This window comes from Streptomyces longhuiensis (genome assembly GCF_020616555.1).
Lineage (GTDB): Bacteria > Actinomycetota > Actinomycetes > Streptomycetales > Streptomycetaceae > Streptomyces > Streptomyces longhuiensis.
On record NZ_CP085173.1, the window covers coordinates 2,079,783 to 2,101,992 of the forward strand.

At 71.6% G+C, this 22,210-nt stretch carries 22 protein-coding genes and 1 riboswitch; of the genes, 10 read left to right on the forward strand and 12 right to left on the reverse strand.

All coding sequences use genetic code 11. The annotated features are described in order from the left end of the window. Positions 1–113: 113 nt before the first annotated feature. Together LGI35_RS09860 and LGI35_RS09865 are read right to left on the reverse strand one after the other, a co-directional pair. Positions 114–503, reverse strand: coding sequence for a DUF3037 domain-containing protein (locus LGI35_RS09860; RefSeq protein WP_227293520.1), 390 nt, complete (start codon positions 501–503; stop codon positions 114–116). After that, positions 500–1,327, reverse strand: a complete 828-nt coding sequence (locus LGI35_RS09865; RefSeq protein ID WP_227293521.1) for a DUF4996 domain-containing protein — start codon at positions 1,325–1,327, stop codon at positions 500–502. The genes LGI35_RS09860 and LGI35_RS09865 overlap by 4 nt, the downstream gene beginning before the upstream one ends. Before the next feature lie 119 nt (positions 1,328–1,446). Here LGI35_RS09865 and LGI35_RS09870 point away from each other — a divergent pair, with 119 nt between their 5' ends. Further along, on the forward strand, positions 1,447–1,905 hold the full coding sequence (locus tag LGI35_RS09870; RefSeq protein WP_227293522.1) for a Rieske (2Fe-2S) protein: 459 nt from the start codon (positions 1,447–1,449) through the stop codon (positions 1,903–1,905). Between the two features lie 9 nt (positions 1,906–1,914). On the opposite strand, the gene LGI35_RS09875 is transcribed toward LGI35_RS09870, so the two are convergent. After that, a complete protein-coding gene (locus LGI35_RS09875; RefSeq protein ID WP_227293523.1) occupies positions 1,915–2,559 on the reverse strand; it encodes a cysteine hydrolase family protein in 645 nt (214 codons plus the stop codon). A gap of 124 nt (positions 2,560–2,683) precedes the next feature. Between LGI35_RS09875 and LGI35_RS09880 the strand changes: the two genes are divergently transcribed. Beyond that, a complete protein-coding gene (locus LGI35_RS09880) occupies positions 2,684–3,151 on the forward strand; it encodes a pyridoxamine 5'-phosphate oxidase family protein (protein ID WP_227293524.1) in 468 nt (155 codons plus the stop codon). Here the strand turns inward: LGI35_RS09880 and LGI35_RS09885 are convergent. Beyond that, on the reverse strand, positions 3,148–4,089 hold the full coding sequence (locus LGI35_RS09885; RefSeq protein WP_227293525.1) for a LysR family transcriptional regulator: 942 nt from the start codon (positions 4,087–4,089) through the stop codon (positions 3,148–3,150). The two genes, LGI35_RS09880 and LGI35_RS09885, sit on opposite strands and share 4 nt — an antisense overlap. A 75-nt stretch (positions 4,090–4,164) precedes the next feature. On the opposite strand from LGI35_RS09885, the gene LGI35_RS09890 reads away from it, so the two are divergent. After that, positions 4,165–5,154, forward strand: coding sequence for a DMT family transporter (locus LGI35_RS09890; RefSeq protein ID WP_227293526.1), 990 nt, complete (start codon positions 4,165–4,167; stop codon positions 5,152–5,154). On the opposite strand, the gene LGI35_RS09895 is transcribed toward LGI35_RS09890, so the two are convergent. After that, entirely contained in the window at positions 5,145–6,476 is a 1,332-nt protein-coding gene (locus tag LGI35_RS09895) for an aminotransferase class I/II-fold pyridoxal phosphate-dependent enzyme (protein ID WP_227293527.1), read from the reverse strand. The two genes, LGI35_RS09890 and LGI35_RS09895, sit on opposite strands and share 10 nt — an antisense overlap. A gap of 35 nt (positions 6,477–6,511) precedes the next feature. On the opposite strand from LGI35_RS09895, the gene LGI35_RS09900 reads away from it, so the two are divergent. Then, positions 6,512–7,210, forward strand: a complete 699-nt coding sequence (locus LGI35_RS09900; RefSeq protein WP_227293528.1) for a pyridoxamine 5'-phosphate oxidase family protein — start codon at positions 6,512–6,514, stop codon at positions 7,208–7,210. Positions 7,211–7,284: 74 nt separating this feature from the next. Here the strand turns inward: LGI35_RS09900 and LGI35_RS09905 are convergent, their stop codons facing one another. The 3 genes from LGI35_RS09905 to LGI35_RS09915 all read right to left on the reverse strand — a co-directional run bounded on the left by LGI35_RS09905 (position 7,285) and on the right by LGI35_RS09915 (position 10,330). Beyond that, positions 7,285–8,214 (reverse strand): DMT family transporter, encoded by a 930-nt coding sequence (locus LGI35_RS09905; protein ID WP_227300259.1) that lies wholly within the window; start codon positions 8,212–8,214, stop codon positions 7,285–7,287. A 259-nt stretch (positions 8,215–8,473) separates the two neighbouring features. After that, positions 8,474–9,640: an EamA family transporter gene (locus LGI35_RS09910; protein ID WP_227293529.1), complete on the reverse strand. Its 1,167-nt coding sequence runs from the start codon at positions 9,638–9,640 to the stop codon at positions 8,474–8,476. Positions 9,641–9,817: 177 nt separating this feature from the next. Beyond that, positions 9,818–10,330: a Clp protease N-terminal domain-containing protein gene (locus tag LGI35_RS09915; RefSeq protein ID WP_376221483.1), complete on the reverse strand. Its 513-nt coding sequence runs from the start codon at positions 10,328–10,330 to the stop codon at positions 9,818–9,820. A 220-nt stretch (positions 10,331–10,550) separates the two neighbouring features. Between LGI35_RS09915 and LGI35_RS09920 the strand changes: the two genes are divergently transcribed. Beyond that, positions 10,551–10,718: a hypothetical protein gene (locus tag LGI35_RS09920; RefSeq protein ID WP_227293531.1), complete on the forward strand. Its 168-nt coding sequence runs from the start codon at positions 10,551–10,553 to the stop codon at positions 10,716–10,718. Between the two features lie 123 nt (positions 10,719–10,841). Continuing rightward, on the forward strand, positions 10,842–11,270 hold the full coding sequence (locus LGI35_RS09925; protein WP_227293532.1) for a type II toxin-antitoxin system Rv0910 family toxin: 429 nt from the start codon (positions 10,842–10,844) through the stop codon (positions 11,268–11,270). 90 nt (positions 11,271–11,360) lie between these two features. Here the strand turns inward: LGI35_RS09925 and LGI35_RS09930 are convergent, their stop codons facing one another. Further along, a complete protein-coding gene (locus LGI35_RS09930) occupies positions 11,361–11,978 on the reverse strand; it encodes a PadR family transcriptional regulator (RefSeq protein ID WP_116500039.1) in 618 nt (205 codons plus the stop codon). A 140-nt stretch (positions 11,979–12,118) separates the two neighbouring features. On the opposite strand from LGI35_RS09930, the gene LGI35_RS09935 reads away from it, so the two are divergent. Beyond that, positions 12,119–12,925, forward strand: coding sequence for a PhzF family phenazine biosynthesis protein (locus tag LGI35_RS09935; protein ID WP_227293533.1), 807 nt, complete (start codon positions 12,119–12,121; stop codon positions 12,923–12,925). A 66-nt stretch (positions 12,926–12,991) separates the two neighbouring features. On the opposite strand, the gene LGI35_RS09940 is transcribed toward LGI35_RS09935, so the two are convergent. Beyond that, on the reverse strand, positions 12,992–13,792 hold the full coding sequence (locus tag LGI35_RS09940; protein WP_227293534.1) for a CPBP family intramembrane glutamic endopeptidase: 801 nt from the start codon (positions 13,790–13,792) through the stop codon (positions 12,992–12,994). A 164-nt stretch (positions 13,793–13,956) separates the two neighbouring features. Here LGI35_RS09940 and LGI35_RS09945 point away from each other — a divergent pair, with 164 nt between their 5' ends. Further along, the gene (locus LGI35_RS09945; RefSeq protein WP_227293535.1) at positions 13,957–15,729 is read left to right on the forward strand and encodes a substrate-binding and VWA domain-containing protein; all 1,773 of its coding nucleotides are present in this window, start codon (positions 13,957–13,959) and stop codon (positions 15,727–15,729) included. A gap of 22 nt (positions 15,730–15,751) precedes the next feature. On the opposite strand, the gene LGI35_RS09950 is transcribed toward LGI35_RS09945, so the two are convergent. Then, positions 15,752–17,272, reverse strand: a complete 1,521-nt coding sequence (locus LGI35_RS09950) for a glutamate-cysteine ligase family protein (protein ID WP_227293536.1) — start codon at positions 17,270–17,272, stop codon at positions 15,752–15,754. 490 nt (positions 17,273–17,762) lie between these two features. Between LGI35_RS09950 and LGI35_RS09955 the strand changes: the two genes are divergently transcribed. Then, entirely contained in the window at positions 17,763–18,350 is a 588-nt protein-coding gene (locus LGI35_RS09955; RefSeq protein WP_227293537.1) for a hypothetical protein, read from the forward strand. A 353-nt stretch (positions 18,351–18,703) separates the two neighbouring features. Beyond that, complete coding sequence (locus LGI35_RS09960) at positions 18,704–18,901, forward strand: DUF5999 family protein (RefSeq protein ID WP_279348625.1); 198 nt, start codon at positions 18,704–18,706, stop codon at positions 18,899–18,901. An 89-nt stretch (positions 18,902–18,990) separates the two neighbouring features. Here the strand turns inward: LGI35_RS09960 and gcvP are convergent, their stop codons facing one another. After that, a complete protein-coding gene (gcvP, locus tag LGI35_RS09965) occupies positions 18,991–21,876 on the reverse strand; it encodes an aminomethyl-transferring glycine dehydrogenase (protein ID WP_227293539.1) in 2,886 nt (961 codons plus the stop codon). 184 nt (positions 21,877–22,060) lie between these two features. Continuing rightward, positions 22,061–22,156, reverse strand: a riboswitch (glycine riboswitch). Positions 22,157–22,210 lie beyond the last annotated feature (54 nt).

Here is a 22,210-nt window from a genome sequence, read left to right on the forward strand (position 1 = left end):
CGGTGAGCGACCGCTTAGTACCCTGTGGACGTGACGCTAGAAGTCCTGGCACCCGGTGTCAACGTACCCACCGGGTGCGCCTGATCACTCACCGCGAAGGGGCCGCCCCGAGGTCACCTCACCAGGAGGTCGAGGAGCCTGTCGGCCTCGGCCTCGGGGTCCTCGGTGAGACCGGTGTGCACGGGTCCCGGCTGCACGACCGTGGAGCGCGGCGCGACCAGCCACCGGAAGCGCCGGCCCGCGTCGTCGTCCGCCGCCTGGCCCGCGTCGCCGCCCCCTCGGCAGTGGCTCTCGACGGCGGCGAGCGACGCGCGGACGCCGGTCACGTCCGCCTCCGGGTCGAGGGCGCGCAGCCTCGTCTCGTCGAGGTGCGTGAGCGCGCGGACGTAGGACTTGGCGCGGCAGTAGACGACCACGCCGGCGTTGATCTGCTCGCCGCGCTCGACGCGCGGGACGACGCGCAGGAGCGCGTACTCGAAGACGTCTCGGGTGGTCGTGGTCACCGGGTGCCGCCCTTCACACTCGCCGTACCGGTCAGCCAGCCCGGGGTGCGCGGGACGCGGTCGGGATCCGGCTCGGGCAGGCCGATCCGCTCGTGGACGGTCGCCGCGCGGGGCAGCAGCACGGCGGCGTACGCGCGCCGCACCGCGTCCGGGTCGTCGAAGCCCGGCTCGTCGGCGAGCCAGGCGTCCGGGACGTCCGCGGTGACCTCGGCGAGCAAGTCCTCGGTGAGGAGGGGCGCCAGCTCCGCGGCGGCGGCCGCGACGTCGGGCGCGAAGGGGGCGAGGGCGTGGTCGACGGCGTCGTAGGGCCGGGCCGCCGCGGCCTGTGCGCCGCGCCAGTTGTGGTGCCAGATCATGCTCGCGCCGTGGTCGATGAGCCACAGGTCGCCGCGCCAGACCAGCATGTTGGGGTTGCGCCAGGAGCGGTCGACGTTGTTGATCAGGGCGTCGAACCAGACGACGCGGCCCGCCTCCACGGGATCCACCGCGTAGGCGAGCGGGTCGAAGCCGAGCGCGCCGGAGAGGTATCGCATCCCGAGGTTCACGCCGCCGCTCGACTTGAGGAGGCCCTGCACCTCCTGGTCGGGCTCACCGAGGCCGATCACGGGGTCGAGTCCGATCCGTACGAGCCCGGGCACCCGGAATCCGAGCCGCCGCGCGAGCCCTCCGCAGATCACCTCCGCGACGAGCGTCTTGCGGCCCTGTCCCGCGCCGGTGAACTTCATGACGTAGGGGGCGAGATCGTCGGCCTCGACGAGCCCGGGAAGCGATCCGCCCTCCCTCATCGGGGTGACATAACGGGTCGCCGTGACTTCGGTGAGCATTGCCCCAGGTTAGGCGACGCATCATCGCCGTACGAAAGTCCGTCCGGCGTTGAACACTCCGGTCCCGCGGCCCGTACGGGAGTGGGCCACCCCCCTCGAACCGAAGGGAAACACCAGTAATGACCGCTTCGCACGAGTCCGTATCCGCCCCGACCCGCCGCACCGTCGTCGCGGCCGTGGGAGCCGCCGGTATCGCCGCCGCGCTCACCGCGTGCGGGAGCTCGGACGATTCGTCGTCCTCCGAGCCGGCGGGAAACGCGGCCAAGGACGGCGCGGCCAAGGACGGGGCAGGCAAGGAACTCGCCAAGACCGCCGACATCCCCGTCGGCGGCGGAAAGATCTTCGGTGACGCGGGCGTGGTGGTCACGCAGCCGAAGAAGGGCGAGTTCAAGGCCTTCACGAACATCTGCACCCACAAGCAGTGCCCGGTCACCGCGATCGAGGGCGGCACCATCAACTGCCCGTGCCACGGCAGCAAGTTCTCCATCGAGGACGGCAGCGTGAAGCACCCGCCCGCCGCGCAGCCCCTGGCCATCAAGGAGATCACCGTCTCCGGCGACTCGATCACGCTCGCCTAGCGATGCGGGTCAGCGGCTTCGGCGCGGGCGCTTCCAGCAGGTGAGCACGTCCTGTGTGGACGTCACGGTGGCGACGAGGGCGAGCGTGTTGCGGATCATCGCGGGGGTGTAGTCGGACGGCACCCCCGCGACGGCGTCGGCGGGCACGGCGACGGTGTAGCCGCGGTTCACCGCGTCGAAGACGGCGTTCGGTATGGCGACGTTCGCCGAGACGCCGGTGACGATCAGCGTCCGGCAGCCGAGGTTGCGCAGCAGGGCGTCCACGTCGGTGCCCGCGATGGGCGAGAGGCCGTGCAGACGGCGTACGACGATGTCCTCGTCCGCCACCTCGACGGGCGGCGCGATCCTGACCGCCTTGGTGCCGGAGATCTGCTGTACGGGCAGGCGCGCGGCGGCACGGAACAGCCGTCCGTTGCGGTTGGCGCCGCGCCCGTCGGGCCGCCGCTCCGCCACGGCGTGCAGCACCTGTACGCCGCTCTCGTGGGCGCCCGAGACGAGTCGCGCCACATTGCCGAGCGCCCCGGACGCCCTGGCCTCCTTGGCGAGTTCGGGCAGGGCGCTGTCGGGGCCGACGACCCCCTGCTGGCACTCCACGGTCAGCAGCACCGTGGTGGCCGGATCGAGCAGTTCGGCGAGCTCTTCGTACGACGGCACGGGGTCCCCCTGTCGCAGGCGTCCTGAGCGGCGAGAGATTAGCCACCATTGCGCCATGGGGGAAGACACCGCATGCTTCTGATCTGACACACCGTCAGCGACAAGCCCTCGAAGGGGAGTGCGCATGGCCGTCACACAGCGTCGGGGCCGCAGGATCATGATGACACCGGCCGAGCTGGACGAGTTCCTGGGATCCCAGCGCACCTGCCGGGTCGCCACGGTCTCGCCCGACGGCTCCCCGCACGCCAGCACCCTGTGGTTCGTCTGGGACGGCACCTGCCTGTGGCTGTACTCGATCACGCGCAGCCGCCGCTGGGCCGACCTCCTCAAGGACGCGCGCATCGCCGTCGTGATCGACGCGGGCGAGGAGTACGGGGAGCTGCGCGGCGCCGAGCTGTCGGGCACGGTGGAGTTCGTCGGGGAGAGCCCGCGCACCGGCGAGCCCGTGCCCGAACTGGACGCCCCTGAGCGGCTGTTCGCCCGCAAGAACTTCGCGATGGACGAGATGGTGCACGACGGCCGGCACGCCTGGGCCCGGCTCACGCCGGACAAGATCGCGTCGTGGGACTTCAGGAAGCTTGCGTCGCTCTAGAGCCGTCCTGGGGAGCCCTGTCCCGCGGCGACGTCCCCGCCCAGGCTCGCGCCCACGCTCCGGAGCGCCTTCACCGCCGCCCTGATCGACGGCCGCCGGTCCGCGTCGGCCCGCCACACGACGTAGACGTGCCGGCGTACGCGCTGACGCACCGGCACGGTCACGACGCCGTCCGGCACCGGATCGCGCCCGAGGATCGGTGCCACGCACACGCCGAGCCCGGCGGCGACGAGGCCGAGCTGGGTGTGGGTCTCGGCGGCACGATGGCCGATGCGGGGCTCGACACCCTTCGCGCGCAGCGTGAAGAGCAGCCACTCGTGGCAGAACTCGCCCTCACCCCACGTGATCCACTCGTCGTCGGCGAAGTCCTCCAGGCCCACCTCCCGGCGACCGGCGAGGGGGTGGTCCGCCGGCATCGCGACATCGGCGGGATCGTCGAGGATCGCCGCCTTGACGAGCCCGTCGGGGAGCGGCATCGGCTTGTTGTACCAGTCGAGCACGACCGCCAGGTCGAGGTCGCCGCGCAGGACCCCGGCGACCCCCAGCTCGGGCTCCAGCTCCTGCGAGCGCAGCCGCAGCCCCGGGTGCTCCGCGCGCAGGGCCGCGAGGGCGCGCGGGAAGAGACCGCGGGCCGCGGTCGGGAACGCGGAGATCCGCAGCTCCCCCACGACCTGCCCGCGGTGCGCCTCCAGGTCCGACTGCGCGAGCTCGACCTGGGACAGGATCCGCCCCGCATGCTCGGCGAGCAGCCGCCCGGCGTCGGTGAGGCGCACTCCCCTGCCGTTCTTGGCGAGAAGCTGCTGGCCGACCTCGCGTTCCAGCTTGGCCATCTGCTGCGAGACGGCGGACGTCGTGACGTGCAGCCCTGCCGCGGCGCCGCTGACGGACCCGTGGCGGGCGAGGGCGTCGAGGGTGCGCAGGCGCTCCAGGTTCAACATGTAAGCGATGCTAAGCGATATCAGGGAACAAGTCTCGCTTGTGCTAAGACGTTGTGAGGCGGCATCGTTACGCCCATGAGCACCGTCGCCTCCTCGTCGCCCCCCGCGACTCCGGCCCCCGCGCCTTCCGGCATTCCTACGGAAACACCCGCCTCCGCACGACCCCGCCGCGCCCTCGACTGGCGCGTCCGCTTCGGCGTCCTGTCGCTGATCTGGGGCTTCAGCTTTCTCCTCATCAAGGTCGGCACCGACGGCTACGCGCCGTTCCAGGTGACGCTGGGGCGGCTCGCGTTCGGTACGGCGGTGCTCGCCGTGGCCATGGCGGTGAAGCGTGAGCGGCTGCCGAGGGGCCTGCGGACCTGGGGGCACATCGCGGTGGCGGCGCTGCTGCTCAACTCCCTGCCGTTCTCGCTGTTCGCCTTCTCCGAGCAGACGATCCCCTCGACACTCGCCGGTATCTGCAACGCGACGTCTCCGCTGTGGGGCATGGCCCTGTCACTGGTGGCGCTCTCCGAGGACCGGCCCACGCGCCGCCGGGTCGCGGGGCTCGGCATCGGCTTCCTCGGGGTGCTCACGGTCCTCGGCGTGTGGCAGGGCTTCCACGGCCTGGACCTGGCCGGCACGGCGATGGCGCTGCTCGCCTCGCTGTGCTACCCGGTCGGCTGGATCTATCTGCGCCGCACGCTGGCCGGGACCGGCCACTCGAACCTTTCGCTCTCCGGCGCGCAGCTCCTGATGGCCACGGTCCAACTGGCCGTCGTCACCCCGATGTTCACGACGCTCCCGGCCCACCTCCCGATCGTGCCCCTGCTCGCGATTGTCGCCCTGGGCGCACTCGGCACCGGCCTCGCCTTCCTCATCCAGTACGGCCTGGTGGCAGAGGTCGGTCCGACCACGGCGCAGATGGTCACCTATTTCATCCCGGTGATCGCGACGGCCGCGGGGGTCGCCCTGCTCGGCGAGGCCCTGACCTGGTCCACCCCGATCGGCGCGGTGATCGTGCTGGCGGGCGCGGCGCTCACCCAGTCCAGGGCGCGGGCCCCTCGGCGCGGCACTCAGCCGTAACGGCGGGCGGGGGCCGGCCCGGTGGCGGACGCGACGGCGTCGGCCACCGGGCCGATGTCGTCCGCGCCGAGCGTCGACACCGTGATGCGCACGCCGGGCACCGCCCCCATCCGGAACCGCGCCCCGGGCGCGACAGCCCACCCGGCGTGCAGCAGCCGCGCGACCGCCCCCGTCTCGTCCGGTACGGGCACCCACACGTTCATGCCGCTGCGCCCGTGCGCCTCGACCCCGCGCTCGGCGAGGGCCGCGATGAGCGCGTCGCGGCGCTGCCCGTACGACGCCGCGACGGCGCGTGTGTCCACCGCCCCTTCGGTCCACAGCCGGGCGACGGCCCGCTGAAGGATGCGGCTCACCCAGCCGGGGCCCAGGCGCTGCCGCCCCTGCACCCGGTCGACCGTGACCGCGTCGCCCGTCAGCACGGCGAGCCGCAGGTCGGGCCCATAGGCCTTCGCGGCGGAGCGCACGAACGCCCAGTGCCGCGTCACACCGGCCAGCGGATGCAGCGGCAGGTCGACGATCCCGTGCCCGTGGTCGTCCTCGATGAGCAGTACGTCCTTGTGGGCCGCCAGGACTTTGCGCAGCGCACGCGCGCGTGGTGCGGTGACGGCGGCGCCGGTGGGGTTCTGGGCGCGGTCGGTGACCACCAGGGCCCGCGCCCCCGCGCTCAGGGCCCGCTCCACCTCGTCGGCCAGCGGCCCGTCGTCGTCCACCCCGACGGGCACCAGGCGCAGCCCGAGCGCCGGGACCAGGTCGAGGAGGCTGCCCCAGCCCGGGTCCTCGACGGCGACGGCGTCGCCGGGCTTGAGGTGCGCGGCGAGCACTCGCTCGATGGCGTCGAGGGAGCCCGATGTGACGGCGACCGGGCCCTCCGGGATCCCGTCCTTGTCGAAGGCCACGCGCGCGTGGCGGGCCAGTTCCGGCTCCAGGGGCCCGTCGCCGTAGAGGACGGGCGCCTTGTCGCCCCGCGCGGCCGCCCAGGCGAAGGCCTCGGCCAGCGAGGGCAGCAGGGCCGTATCGGGGTTGCCGTTCGAGACGTCGCGCACGCCGGCCGGTACGTCGACGCGGATCAGCTCGCGCGCCGTCGTGGCCGGCTTGGACCGCACCCGGCTGCCGCGGCGCCCCGCGGTCTCGATCACTCCGCGCTCACGGAGCGTGCGATAGGCGGCCGCGACCGTATTGGGATTGACCCCGAGATGCTGGGCCAACTCCCTCATCGGCGGCAGAAGTTGACCCGGCTGCAGGTCACCCCCGCCCACCGCGCGCTCCACGCTGGCCGCAATCTCTGCTGCGCGCCGTCCTTCGATCGGATACTCTCCTAGCACAAAGAAGATTATGCACTAGTGCAATGGAGTTGGCAATGAGCGTGGCATCCGAGCCCGGCACCGTCGCTTCCGGGGACGCCTCCGCCTCCTACCCGGCGACCGACCGGACCGTCCCGGCCCGCATGCGCGAGCGGACGCACTACGACCGTGAGCTGGTCCACTCGATACTCGACGAGGCGTACATCTGCCATCTCGGGTTCGTCCGCGAGGGCTCCCCCGTCGTGCTGCCGACCCTGTACGGCCGCGTCGGCGAGACGCTCTACGTGCACGGTTCGACGGGCGCGCGCGTCCAGCGCATGGCGGGCGCGGCCGACCCCGGACTGCAGGTCTGCCTGACGGTCACCCATGTCGACGGTCTCGTGCTCGCGCGCTCCGCCTTCCACCACTCGCTCAACTACCGCTCCGTGGTGGTGCACGGCCTCGCCCACCAGGTGACCGACCCTGACGAGAAGCGCACGGCTCTCGACGCGCTCGTCGACCACGTGGTGCCGGGCCGTTCCCAGGACTCGCGCCCCGGGAACGACAAGGAGCTCGCGGCGACGTCCGTCCTGCGCCTCGACCTCGCGGAGGTCTCCGCGCGGGTCCGCGCCGGCGGCCCGAACGACGACGAGGAGGACCTCGGCCTGCCGTACTGGACCGGCGTCGTCCCGCTCACCAAGGGCCACGGCGCGCCGGTCCCGGCCGACGACCTCGCGCCCGGCATCGCGGTGCCGGACTACCTGACGGGTCTGTAGGGCGCTTCTGCGGCGTCCTCTTGGGGCGACCGCCCCGGTGAGCGTCGGTACGCGCACCGGGGCGCCCTCGCCGGCTACCTCGCGCGCGCCTCGGCGACGGCGAGACCGGTCACCGCGGCCAGCATCAGGACCGTGCCCGCCACCGTCGGCGCGGTCAGCCGCTCGCCGAGGAGCACGACCGCGATGACGGCGGCGCTCACCGGTTCGAGCAGCATGATCACCGAGACGGTCGCGGACTTGACGACCGCGGCGCCCGAGAAGTACAGGGCGTAGGCGAGCGCAGTAGGTACTGACGCGATGTAGACCAGCATCCCCAGCACCTGGAGCGGCTGGGAGGTGTGCGGCACCAGGCCCTCCAGCGCGCCGAGCGGCAGGAGGCTCACCGCGGCGACGGCGAACGTCAGGACGGACATGTCGAGTTGATCGCCCGACCGGCCGTCCCGCCCGAACCAGCGCGTCAGCAGGGTCATCACGGCGTAGCCGCCCGCGGAGACCAGGGCCCAGACGACCCCGGCGGGACGCACGGCCGCGCCCCCGCCGCCGAGCACGAGGACGGCAAGGCCTGCGAGCGCGCCCAGGACGGCCGACAGCCCGCCGCCGCCGAGCCGTTCGCCCATGGTCAGGCGCGCGCCGAGCGCGATGAGTACGGGTCCCGCGCCCAGCGTGACCACGGTGGCGACGGCGAGTCCGGTCGCCTGGACGCCCGCGAAGTACGCGGTCTGGAAGACACTCAGGGCGATGCCGGTGACGACGATCCGCACCGCCTTGCGCAGGCGCGGTTCCGCCGTGGGCCGGGTCCTGCGCGGTCGGAGGGCCCGTGCCACGAGCAGCAGGGCGAGGCCGCCCAGGCAGCGCCAGAACGACAGGGCTGCGGGGCCGAGGTCGCTGGCCCGGAAGACCAGCGAGGCGGCCGCGCCCGCGGTGCCCCAGGCGGCGCCGGCGACGACGAGGTGGAGGAGCCCGCGCCCGACGGGCAACAGGGGTGCGGCCCCGGCGGGCGAGATTCGGGACGAGATGTCGGCTGAGTCAGCCGCGACAGTGTGCGACACGTGGTTCTCCACGAGGAATGGCCTCCGCGCCCCATGGACGGGGGCGGGGCGGGGACACGGACTGTCGTCTGCGGGCAGCCGTGACCCGCTCGGGTCGTCCCGAGCCGGATCTCCGTCGGATGGGTCTCCGGAGCGTGACGCTCCGGGCGGCCACCGCCCGCGTTATGCGGCCGGAGGCGGAAGCACGAGTGCGCGTGAGTGCATGATCAAGACCTTAGTTCGCGCTGCCGCGGCGGGACAACGTCTTGTCCGTCGACTCCGGGGCCGCCTCGCTCGAGGCGGCCTTGTCCGGGGCAGCCTCGCTCGAGGCGGCCTTGTCCGGGGCAGCCTCGCTCGAGGCGGCCTTGTCCGGGGCCGTCCTGTCCGCGGCAGTCCTGTCCGCGGCGGCCTCGACGGCGACGGCCTCGACGGCAACGGCCTCGACGGCAACGGCGACGATCTCGGGCTTCGCCGGAGCCGAGGACTGCGCGATGAACGCACCGACCAGGACGACCGCGCCGCCGACGATCTGCGGTGCCGAAAGGTGCTCGCCCAGGAGCACCCAGGCCAGCACGGTCGCGATGACCGCTTCCAGGCAGGCCACGACTCCGGCCACCTGAGGCGAGAGCCGGCGCACCGAGAGGACTCCGGTCACGTACGCGACGACCGTGGCGATCAGCACGATCCAGCAGAGCAGCAGCCACGCGGGCACGGAGGTGCCGTTCATCGAGGCACTGCCGCCGAGCACGGACCAGTCCATGCCCCAGGGGCGCGCCACGACCGTCAGGACGAGGGCGCCGACGAGCAGCCCGTACGCGATCACGCCGAGCGGGTCCGGCGCCCGGTCCCCCGCGTCGCTGCCCTGGTCGGACAGGACGAAGTAGCCGACCTGGCAGCAGGCGGCGGCGAGGGCGAGCAGCAGGCCGATCAGGTCGACGCTGAGGCCCGCCCACACCTCGACGACACAGGCGAGTCCGCCGACGGCGAGGACCACGCCGAGCGCGGCGGCGCGCGTCACGGGCCTGCGCTGCACGAAACGCACCCAGCCGAGGACGAGCGCGGGGGCGAGATACTCGATGAGGAGCGCGACGCCGACGGGGATACGGGAGATCGCGGCGAAGTAGCAGGCCTGCACACCGGCGACGGCGAGCAGACCGAAACCGGCGAGCAGCGCGGGCCGCTGGACGACCAGGGAGCGGTGCCGCCAGGCGACGGGCAGCATGACGAGCGCGGCGCCGGCGACGCGCAGCCACACCACGTGGAGCGGGTCGAGACCCGTTTCGATCAGCGGCTTCGCCGCCACACCGGAACCGCCGAAGGCGAGTGCCGAGACAAGGGCGAGCCCCAGTCCGACACCTCGCCCGCGGTTCGCCTGAATCCCCTGAGACGCATGCACCGGCACATCATGACAGCCGACGTCATGACCGTCACCCCCGATGACCCCTGTCTCACGTGCCGGACGCGCCGCGCACGACGAACGGGGGCACGGCCATACGAGCCGCACCCCCGAACAGAACCCAGCCCCAACACAAAGCCAGGCCTCAGCGCAGTGCCAGGCCTCAGCCAGGAAGCACTCGCCTCAGCACCCGGCCTCGACATGCCGCCGCAGGCTCTCCGCATCGACGCCGGCCCGCCCGAGCACCTCGACGGCGCGGCACTCCCGGTCCGCCGCGAGCGAGGTGAGCAGGTCGACGCCGCGCGCACGCGGGTCGCCGCGGCGCTCGGCACGGTCGTGCGCGGCTTCCATCGCGGCGGCCGCGGCGGGCGACCAGCCGAGCCCCGTCACGACGGGCACGGCTCCGGAGTCCTCGACCGTGCCCTGCCACTGAAGTCCGTAGCCGATGCTCCGCTGCACGAGGTAGCCGAGGAGGCGGGCGAGCTGCGGTCCGCCGCCGAAGGCCTCGCGCACCTGCGGGTCGGTCTCGAGGAGCGAGTGCAGGAGATGGGCGGTGTCGATCTGGCGGTCCCCGTCACGGACGGCTCTGCGGCGCGCGCCGGCCACCACCGAGGCGAGCTCGGGACTGAGCCTGGCGTCAACATCTGCACGGCTGTGGCCGCTTGCCGCGGCCTCGGACGGGGTAGGGCTTTGCACATCTCCCACCTCATCAGCCCCTGTCCGGCCGGGCATCCCCGGCGGGAAGCATTTCCACGTCCGACACAAGGTGGGCACGCATGAGCGGGTTCTCCTCCTTACGGATGAGATCGCGCCTTTTTACCCCGAGGGGCGCGCGCCGCCTTGCATCGAGCCCCTCACGCAACCGCAGACGTACCGGAACTCGTCCTTCACAAGCATGAAGAGCAGGTGCTGGCTCGTGGCCCTGCCAGCGATCGACGGCAGACAGTACGTGTACCGGGTGTACGCACCCGACGACGCGCTGCTCGCCGACCTGTTCTGGGACGCCTGGCACTGCCACGACGAGGGGCCGTTCCCGCGCGCCTCGGACCTCTTCGACGCCGCGGTCATCGCGAAGCTCGGCTGACCACGGTTCCTCCCCCATCCGTTTCTGACACTTCATCAGTATTGAATGTTCGAGGCCCTGCGGCTACTTTCCGCGACACCACGGCTGCGCCCGCCGCAGCTCTCGTCGAGAAGGGGTGGTCGCATGGCCGAAGTCAGCGCGGAAGCACGGATCGGGGCGCCCGCGGAGAAGGTCTGGGCCCAGCTCACCGACTTCACCGCGTACGGAGAGTGGAACGCCACCCACACGAGCTTCCCCAAAGGCGCCCCCACGGCGCTCGAAGTGGGCGGCACGTTCGAGGAGAACATGAAGCTCATGGGCTTCCCGGCGGAGGTGACCTGGACCGTCGAGGACCTGGAGACCACCCGCACCCTCGCGATCCGGGGCAAGGGCCCGATGGGTGTCAACGTCGGCACGCGCTACACCCTGACCGCGGACGGCGACGGCACGACGGTCCGCATCGACGGCGAGTTCACCGGCGCCGCCGTGTCCCTGATGGCGGGCAAGCTCAAGGACTCGGCGACGGCCGCGCTCAACGAGTCGCTGCGCAAACTGGCCGGCCTCGTCGTCTGAGCCGGACACACCGGCGAGCACGCGAAGGCGCCCCGCACACTCGGTGCGGGGCGCCTTCCTCCGTCGGTACGGGGCATCGCCCCGAGGACGTCAGTCCTCGTCGGCGAGGATCAGGTACAGCTTCTTACGGGCGTCGTTGATGACGGTCAGCGCCTTCTCGCGCTGCTCCTTGCTGCCGGTCTTCCAGACCTGCCCGAACGCCTCCATCAGACCGAAGCCGGCCTGCCGGATCTCGTTCAGGGTGTCCCAGTCGACCCCGCGCCCAGCCTCTTCCCAGGGGGCGTCGGGTCCCTCGTCGGCCGCGGAACGGCCCGAGTCGGTGAGCGCGAACAGCTTCTTGCCGCCCTCGCTCTCGCTGGCGATCAGGCCCTCGTCCTCCAGCAGTTGAAGGGTCGGGTACACCGAACCCGGACTGGGCTTCCACGCCCCGCCACTGCGCTCGGCGATCTCCTGGATCATCTCGTAGCCGTGCATCGGACGGTCCTTCAGGAGGGCCAGGATCGACGCGCGCACATCGCCGCGCCGTGCCCTTCCGCGAGGTCCGCCCCGGCCGCCGCGCCCGCCGCCACCCCAGGGTCCCGGGCCGAAGCCCGGCCCGAAGGGGCCGAAGGCGGCGCGCCGCCCTTCGAAGCCGCCCCGACCGGGATGGCCGGGCCCGCACTGTCCATGTCCGTGTCCGTGCTCATGCTCGTAGCCATGGGAACGCATCGCAATCATTCCTTCCATCGTTGATCGGTCGCGATGCGTCAACGATATATCGGAACTGTTCGGCTGACAACCCTCGGCCGGTCCAGCTGTTCCGAATTGGCCTTGGCCTGCGCTTTCGCCGTCCCCGTAGCGTCGACCCCATGCGCATTCGAATCGTGGACGCCTTCACCGACCGCCCCTTCGCCGGCAATCCGGCCGGCGTACTGCTCCTCGACGCCTTCCCCGACGACGCCCGGCTCCAGGACATCGCCGCCGAGGTCAACCACGCCGAGACGGCCTTCGCCCACCCGCTGCCCTCCGGCGACGCCGACTGGGCGCTGCGCTGGTTCACCCCCGCCACCGAGGTCGACATGTGCGGCCACGCCACCCTGGCCACCGCTCACGTGCTGCACAGCACCGGCGCCACCCAGGGCCCGGTCCGCTTCGCCACCCGCAGCGGCGTGCTCGTCGCGACCCCGCGCGAGGACGGCACGATCACGCTCGACTTCCCGACCGCGCCCCTGACCCGTATCGACAGCCCCGAAGGGGTCGCGGCAGCCCTGGGCGCCGAGCCGCTCTCGGTGCACGACACCGGCCGCCAGGTGGGCGACCTGCTCGTCGAGCTCGCGGACGAGAAGACCGTGCGCGCCCTCGCACCCGACCTCAAGGCACTCGCCGCCCATTCGGAGCGCGGCGTGATCGCCACCGCCCGCGCGGCGGACCCCGACGGCGCCTACGACTTCGTCTCCCGCTGCTTCTTCCCGCGCGTCGGTATCGACGAGGACCCGGTCACCGGCAGCGCCCACACGGCCCTCGCGCCGTTCTGGTCCGCGCGCCTCGGCCGCGCCGAACTCACCGGCCTCCAGGCCTCCGCCCGTACCGGCTTCGTGCACACCGAACTGCGCGGCGCCCGCACCCTGCTCACCGGCCGCGCCGTCACGGTCATCGAGGGCGACCTGCTCACCTAGGGCCTTCCACGCCGCAGGGGCGTACGAAAATCTCGTACGCCCCTGCATCCGGCACCCGCCCCGGCCTCACGCCGTGGGCAGCCACCCCACCTTCCCCGCGAGCAGCGCGTATCCGACGAACGCACCGATGTCGAGCAGCGAGTGCGCCACCACCAGCGGCCCGACCCGCCCCCACCGCCGGTACAGATAAGCGAAGACCAGGCCCATCGCGAGGTTCCCGAAGAAGCCGCCGATGCCCTGGTAGAGGTGGTACGACCCGCGCAGCACCGAGCTGGCCACGATCGCCGTGCCGGGCGTCCAGCCCAACTGCCCCAGCCTGCGCAGCAGATAGCCGACGACGATCACTTCCTCGAGGACGGCGTTCTGGATCGCCGACATGATCAGGACCGGGAACTTCCACCACACGTCGGGCAGCGCCTCCGGCACCACCGTGAGGTTGAAGCCGAGGCCACGGGCCGCCAGGTAGAAGGCGATGCCCGTGCTGCCGATGACCGCCGCGATCACCGCGCCGCGGGTCGTGTCGAAGAGCGGTCTCGTACGGTCGAAGCCGATCGTCCGCATCCCGACCCCCTCACGCAGCAGCAGGTGCGCGATGAGCGCGACCGGGACGAGCGCGCTCGCGATCCCGAACAACTGCCACGCCAGATCAAGCCACGGCCGCCCGGGAGCCGCCGAGGCGTTCAGGGTCGCCGCCTGGTCCTTCAGGCCCCCCGGTTTGGTGACCGATCCAACAAAGCTGATCAGCGCGGACACTCCGCTCGCACCGAGCGAGAGTGCCAGGACGAGCAGTGTCTCGTTCCGAAGAATGTGTCGCGAGAGCCGCTCGTTGGGAAAGGAATCGGCCACCGCACCCGCCTCCGCCTGCACACCTGCCTCCAGTTGAGTAATCCCGCCTCATCCCCCACCTAGCCCCGCTAGGGTCTCGAATACAGGTACGAAGATCGCGCGCGACAGGCCGGGGGGACGAAGGCCGTTCTTTGGTGTACCTCTCCCCTTGCGTCGGGCCGGGACCCGAGGAAGGGCACCACCGCATGGGACGTCACAGCTTGCCCGACGAGCACGGGACGGACGCGGTCGCCCCCCGCTCCCGCACACGCGGCCGGACCGTCGCCATCGCCACGGCCCTCGTTCTCGTGGTCGCCGGTGGCACGGCTCTGGCGGCCAGGAGCGGCCTGCTCTCCTTCGGCGGGGCCTGCAACGGCAAGACGGTCCACCTCGACATCGCCGCCTCGCCCGACATCGCCCCCGCGCTGCGCGACGCCGCGGACCTCGCCCGCAAGAACCATCTGACCTCCGACGGACAGTGCCTCGACACCCGCGTGCAGGCGGGCGACTCGTACAAGATCGCCGATGCCGTGCGCAAGGGCCGGAAGGGCACCGGGGACTACGAGGCGTGGGTGCCGGATTCGAGTCTGTGGATCCAGCGCGCCGGCCTCGGCGGGAACGCCACTCGCGTCACGGCGATGGGCAACATAGCCTCCTCCCCCATCGGCATCAGCATGGTGCCGTCGGCCGCGAAGAGCATGGGCTGGCCCGCGAAGAAGTACACCTGGGCGCAGTTGACCGGCGCGGCCATGGAGGGCGACAAGCTGCGGCTCGGGACCGCGGACCCCGCGCGCAGCGCGACCGGTCTCCTCGCCCTGACCCAGCTGGGCGCCTCCACCAAGAAGTCCGGGTCGCAGGGCGACACCCAGGCCGCCGCCATGGCCAAGGCGCTCTCGCAGCGCACCACCGACAGCGACGGCCAGCTGACCGACACCCTGGCGCGCGACTCCTCCGGCACCGAGCAGGGCAATCCGCGCCGCAATCAGGCGCTGATCCTCTCCGAGCAGTCCTCGTTCCGGTACAACGCGACCGCCGGCGACAAGGACGGGCTCGACCTCTTCTACCCGAAGGACGGCTCGCCGCAGCTGGACTACCCGTTCGCGCTGGTCGACGAGGGCGTCAAGTCGACGGACGAGCGACGGGCCGCGATCCGCTTCATGACCCTGCTCGGCGAGGACGCCGGCCTCGGGATCCTGGACAAGCACGGCTTCAGGACGGACGACGAGGAGCCCTCGGACGCCCTGATCGCCGGGGCCGGCGGCCGCAGCCCGCAGCCGTACGCGGCCTCGGACTCCGAGCCGCCGACGGACAAGGAACTCCAGGAGACCCTCGGCATGTGGACGATCACGGTGCAGAGCGCCCGGATCACCGTCGTCGTGGACGCCTCCGCCTCCATGGCGAACTATGTGCCGGGCCGCAACCAGTCCCGCATGGAGGTCACGAAGGCCTCGATGCTCCAGGCGCTCGCCACGTTCACGCCCGAGGACGAGATCGGCCTGTGGGAGTTCGCCACACTCCTCGACGGAACCCGCGACTACCGCAAGCTCGTGCCCACCGAGCGCCTCGGCGACCGCGAGGGCGGCGGCACCCAGCGCGACAGGCTGTCCGAGGCCTTCAGCGGCCTGCAGCCCGTGCCGGGCGGCGCCACGGGTCTTTACGACACCACGCTCGCGGCCTACGAGGAGGCCACGTCCTCCTACCGGAACGGCAAGTTCAACGCCCTCGTGGTCGTGACCGACGGCGCGAACCAGGACCCCGGATCCATCTCGCGCAGCAGCCTCGTCTCGCGGCTCCAGAGCCTCGCCGACCCGAAGCACCCGGTGCCGCTCATCGCCATCGCGGTCGGCCCGGACGCGGACAAGGACGAGGTCGAGCAGATCGCCGGGGCCACCGGCGGCTCGGGGCACCAGGTCAGCGACCCGGCCGAGATCCACGCGGTGATCCTCAAGGCGATCGTGGAGGCGGGCGCCAAGGGCTGACCAGCCAGAACCGCCTTGCCGCTCAGCCCAGTTGCACCGCCGGCGCCGGGAGCCCCACCGGCCACGTGTGCACCGGGTCGCCCGCGTGCATCAGCTCGCAGTAGCGCCGGGTGGTCGCCGCGAGCGCCGCGTCGCGCTCGAGGCCGCTCTCCAGCGCGCGGTGGAACGTGGCCGCCTGCCACGAGGCCCCGTTGACCCGCCGCCGGCAGCGCTCCTCGATCACCCCGAGGTAGAAGTCACGGTCGGCCGCCTCGACCCCCCAGGCATCGAGCCCGGCAGCGGCCAGCGGCAGCAGCTCGTCCCGTACGAGCGTGACGGCGGGCACCTTCTCGACCCCGCCGAAGCGGCCCCGGCGCGGCCAGTCGAGGCGCGCCTCGATCCCGTACCGGCACGCCTCGTCGAAGTTGCGGGCCGCCGCGTCGAAGGGCAGGCGGGTCCAGACCGGGCGGGCGTCCTCGGCCAGGGCGCGTACGACGCCGTAGTAGAAGGCGACGTTCGCGATGACGTCGGTGACGGTGGGGCCCGCGGGCAGGACGCGGTTCTCCACGCGCAGGTGCGGCCTGCCCCCGGCTATGCCGTACACGGGCCGGTTCCAGCGGTAGACGGTGCCGTTGTGCAGGACGAGTTCGCCGAGCGCCGGCACTCCGTCGTCGTCGATGACGCGCAGCGGCTCCTCGTCGTCGCACAGGGGCAGCAGCGGGGGGAAGTAGCGCAGGTTCTCCTCGAAGAGGTCGTACGCGCTGCTGATCCAGCGCTCGCCGAACCAGGTGCGCGGCCGGACCCCTTGGGCCTGGAGCTCGGGCGGGCGGGTGTCGGTCGACTGCTGGAAAAGCGGCGGCCGCGATTCGCGCCACAGCTCATGTCCGAACAGGAACGGCGAGTTGGCGCCGACCGCGACCTGCACGGCCGCGACGGCCTGCGCCGCGTTCCACACGTCGGCGAAGCGGGCGGGCGTGACCTGGAGGTGCAACTGCACGGAGGTGCAGGCCGCTTCGGTCGCTATGGACCCCGAGGTGCAGCGCAGGTGCTCCACCCCGTCGATGTCGACGACGAAGTCCTCGCCGCGCGCGGCCACCATCTGGTCGTTGAGGAGGCTGTAGCGGTCCACGTCCGACAGATTCGCGGAGACGAGATCATCGGGCACGAGCGTCGGGAGAATGCCGATCATCACGATCCCGGCGTCCACCTCGTTCGCTTTCCGGTGGGCATAGGCGAGGCCGGTCCTGAGCTCCTCGGCGAGCCGGTCGAGAACGCGGCCTTCCAAACGATGGGGAGCAATGTTCACTTCCAGATTGAACATTCCGAGTTCGGTCTGGAAATCACGGCTCGCGATGCGCTCGAGAACTTGCGCATTCATCATTTTCGGCATGCCGTCGGGCCCCGCGAGATTCAACTCGATCTCCAGGCCCATCAGATTCCTCGGACGATCGAACCTCTCCTCCTCCAGGAGCCTCGCGAGCCCCGCCAGACACTGCTGCAGCTTCCTGCGGTAGTGCCGCCGATCGGACAGGTCGAACGCGCCCGCCACGACCTTCTCCCCCATGGAAGCGTCCCTCCTCACATGGACGACACGGCCGTCCGGCCGCTGTGTCACGGTGGATGATGCCCAGGCAATGTGATCGATAACGCCCCGCTTCCCGCCACGGGCGAGTAGGCTCGCAGCAGTTGTCACGGGGCACATTCACGAGGCATGCGGCATGTCGAAGACCTGGTTCCACATGACCTGGTGATAAACACCGACGAGAATCGGCCGTCCGCTCGCCGTGAAGATTACGAGGTCACAGACCCAACCCCGCTGGGAATCGGGAGATTTCCCGCATCTCGCCGACCGAATAACGCCTTGCCGAGTATTTTCGCGACGGCTAGACGAAACACTGCGTGAACACGTGTCGTATAAACTTCGCGAACGAGGCGCAGAGTTGGCGCTCGCGGTATCTGCCCCGCCCCCTCTGGCCCGGTCAGCAGACAGCGCCGTCCGCTCGTCCCGCCACGCCCTCGATCCACCGTGCCTGTCGAATGAGAGGCGACCCACCATGCCGCTGCATGTCCCTCCGGCTCCCGCGCCCGCCCTGCGCACTGTCCTCACGGCCCTCGGTTCCCCGACCGCGGTCCGCGAGGCCCGCACCCCTTCCCTGCGCTCCGCCCAAGGACCGGCGAGCCCCGAACTCCCTTTGCCCGTCCACGTACTGGACCGGGTCACGGGCAGCGCGGGCCCTTCGCCGACCCGACTCGCCGGCTGGCGGTTCCTGATCCGCTGCGGGGAACGCGCGGTCGCCGCCGCCGACACGATGCTGACCGCCGACGGCTGGGCGTTCTCGCACTTCTTCGAGGGCCCGTACGTCGCGGCCACCGAACGGGCGCTGCGCCAGGCCGAGTCCATGCCCGCGGCCTACCAACCGCGCCTGCTCTCGGTCCCGGAGCTGTACATGCTCACCCTCTGGCTGCACGGGGACTGCAACGCCGACGCCTCGACGGGACATCCCGCGGCCAGTGACCTCCTGGTCCCGCTGGCGCCCGCGCCGCCCGGCATCGCCGCCCACCGCCCGCACCCGGTCGCCGAACTGCTGCCCGTTCTCACCCATCGACTGACCCCCGCGCCACTTCTGGGCTCACCCGCCTGACGCGACCGGGCCGTCCGACGCGCCCGCGCCCCGCTGCCGATGCCGACCGGTCGCGGGGCGCAGCCATGCCCTCGGCCACGCCCCCGCGGGCCCGTCCGGACTAGCCCGGTCAGGCCACCCCGAACCACCCGAAGGGACAGTGCAGTTGGGGTGAACCGTCCGCACGGGTGACGCGTCCTCATCCAGTGAGGACCGCTGCGACGAAATACCTGCGGATTGACGCCCGTGGGGCAACACTGGGTTCCGGACCGACCGACAAACGGGGGGCGGCCATGAACAACGCTTCGAGCCGCAGGACAGACCGCGACATCACACCCATCACCGACATCACTTCACAGGGAAAGATCCCATCCATGTGCCAGCACCAGCCACCGTGCCCGTCCGCAGACTCCGCCGACCGGGAGGCCGCGCTCCCTGTGGCCCACCACCCCGAACAGGGCTGGAGTCTGCTCTGCAACGGCGTCCTGCTCTTCGAGGACACCGGTGAGCTGCTGCCCACCGGCCAGATCATCGCTCCGCACCGCCCGGTGCACGTCGTGACCGCGGCCTGAGCGCATCCGGACGCCGACGGCGTCCCCTGTACGAAAGGGCCGGCCCCGGGAAACCCCGGAACCGGCCCTGACGCATGTCAGCGTGAGTATCAGTCCTCGTACGCGTCCATGGGCGGGCACGAGCAGACGAGATTGCGGTCGCCGTACGCCTGGTCGATGCGGCGGACCGGCGGCCAGTACTTGTCGGCGGCCACGACACCGGCGGGGAAGACGGCCTCCTCGCGGCTGTACGCGTGCTCCCACTCGCCGCCGAGCGCGGCCGCGGTGTGCGGGGCGTTGCGCAGCGGGTTGTCCTCGGCGGGCCACCGGCCCGACCCGACCTTCTCGATCTCCCCGCGAATGGCGATCATCGCCTCGCAGAACCGGTCCAGCTCGGCGAGGTCCTCGCTCTCGGTCGGCTCGATCATCAGCGTCCCGGCCACGGGGAACGACATGGTCGGCGCGTGGAACCCGTAGTCGATGAGCCGCTTGGCGATGTCGTCGACGCTGACGCCGGTCGCCTTCGAGATCGGGCGCAGATCGATGATGCACTCGTGCGCGACGAGGCCGCCGGGGCCCGTGTACAGCACCGGGAAGTGCGGCTCGAGCCGCTTGGCGATGTAGTTGGCGCTGAGCACCGCGACCTGCGTGGCCCGCTTGAGGCCCTCGCCGCCCATGAGACGCACGTACGCCCACGAGATCGGCAGGATGCCCGCGGAGCCCCACGGTGCCGCGGAGATCGGGCCCACGCCGGTCTCGGGACCCGCGGCGGGCTGCAGCGGGTGGTTGGGCAGGTACGGCGCGAGGTGCGCGCGGACACCGACCGGGCCGACGCCGGGGCCGCCGCCGCCGTGCGGGATGCAGAACGTCTTGTGCAGGTTGAGGTGCGAGACGTCGCCGCCGAAGTGGCCCGGCTTGGCGAGGCCCACCAGGGCGTTCAGGTTGGCGCCGTCGACGTAGACCTGACCGCCGGCGTCGTGCACCTGCGCGCAGATGTCGGCGACGTGCTCCTCGAACACACCGTGCGTGGACGGGTAGGTGATCATCAGGACGGAGAGCTCGTCCGCGTACTGCTCGATCTTGGCGCGGAGGTCCGCGACGTCGATCTCGCCGTCGTCGGCCGTCTTCACGACGACGACCTTCATGCCGGCCATCACGGCGCTCGCGGCGTTCGTGCCGTGCGCGGACGACGGGATGAGGCAGACGGTGCGCTGGTCGTCACCGTTGGCGCGGTGGTAGCCGCGGACGGCGAGCAGACCGGCCAGCTCGCCCTGCGAGCCGGCGTTCGGCTGGAGCGACACGTTGTCGTAGCCGGTGACCTCCGCCAGACGCTCCTCCAGCTCACGGATGAGCGTGAGGTAGCCCTGCGCCTGCTCGGCGGGCGCGAAGGGGTGCAGCTGGCCGAACTCGGGCCAGGTGACCGGCTCCATCTCCGTCGTCGCGTTGAGCTTCATCGTGCAGGAGCCCAGCGGGATCATGCCGCGGTCGAGCGCGTAGTCGCGGTCGGCCAGCTTGCGCAGGTAGCGCAGCATCGAGGTCTCGGAGCGGTGCGCGTGGAACACGGGGTGCGACAGGTAGTTGTCATCGCGCAGAAGGCCCGCGGGCAGCGTGTCCACGGCCGCCGCGTCGAGCGCGTCGACGTCGGCCTCGACACCGAACGCGGTCCAGACGGCGCCCAGCTGGGCACGCGTCGTGGTCTCGTCACAGGAGATCGACACATGGTCGGCGTCCACGAGGTGGAGGTTGACGCCGCCTTCGCGCGCCGCGCTCACGACGTCGGCGGCCCGGCCCGCGGCCTTCACGGTCAGGGTGTCGAAGTACGCGCCGTGCACGACCTCCACGCCGCCGGCCTTGAGGCCCTCGGCGAGCAGCGTCGCGTACCGGTGCGTGCGCCGCGCGATGCCCTTGAGGCCTTCGGGCCCGTGGTAGACGGCGTACATGCCGGCCATGACGGCGAGCAGCACCTGAGCGGTACAGATGTTGCTGGTGGCCTTCTCGCGCCGGATGTGCTGCTCACGGGTCTGCAGCGCGAGGCGGTACGCCTTGTTGCCGTCGGCGTCGACGGAGACGCCCACGAGGCGGCCGGGCAGGCTGCGCGCGAACTTCTCGCGGACGGCCATGTAGCCGGCGTGCGGACCGCCGAAGCCCATGGGGACACCGAAGCGCTGCGTCGTACCGACGGCGATGTCGGCGCCGAGCTCACCGGGCGAGGTCAGCAGCGTGAGGGCGAGCAGGTCGGCGGCGACCGTGACGACGGCGCCCAGCTCGTGGGCCTGCTCGATGACGGGCTTGATGTCGCGGACGGCACCGGAGGCGCCCGGGTACTGGATCAGGACGCCGACGACGCCGCGCTCGGCGACCTCGGCCGGGATGCCCTCGGACAGGTCCGCGACGACGACCTCGACACCCGTCGGCTCGGCACGCGTCTGGATCACGGCGATGGTCTGCGGCAGCGCGTCCGCGTCGACCACGAAGGCACCGTTCTTGACCTTGCCCATGCGCCGGGACAGCGCCATGGCCTCGGCCGCGGCCGTGCCCTCGTCGAGCAGCGAGGCGCCCGAGGTGGGCAGGCCGGTCAGCTCGGCGACCATCGTCTGGAAGTTGAGCAGCGCCTCGAGACGGCCCTGCGAGATCTCCGGCTGATAGGGCGTGTACGCCGTGTACCAGGCCGGGTTCTCCATGACGTTGCGCAGGATGACGGGCGGCGTGAACGTGCCGTAGTAGCCCAGTCCGACCATCGAGTCGAGGACCTGGTTGCGGTCGGCGAGGGAGCGGAGCTCTGCGAGCACCTCGGCCTCGGTGCGGGCCCCGGGAAGATCGAGCGCCTCGGCGCTCTTGATCACGTCCGGGACCGCGGCCGCCGTCAGCTCGTCGAGCGAGCCGTACCCGACCTGCGCGAGCATCTTGGCCTGCGCTGCTTCATCCGGACCGATATGGCGCTGCTCGAAGGGGATTCCCTGCTCCAGCTGGGAGAGCGGAATACGGTTGGCGGTCATTGCGGAGGCCTCCTGGTCATTGCGACCTGCGAGGGGCACCACGGCGCGGGTGCCCGGACGGCCTCCCCCTCTGTCATCTCAACCTGAGAGTTTCACCGGCACACCCCACATCACGAAGGGCATGACGACTTTCACCGTCGGTGAGAGCGGAGGCCTGAACGCCCGCCCTGCTTTCCAGAGTGACCTCGTCCGTGCGGTACAGGGGCCTGAGAGATTCCGGGGAGGAGTTGCTCCTTCGGCGCCTCCGGTGTCATCCGGAGGACTCTCCCGCACGGGGTCGGCAGCCATCGCCAGCCTACCAGCGGCAACGACACCCCCGGCTTCGAGTGGCCGC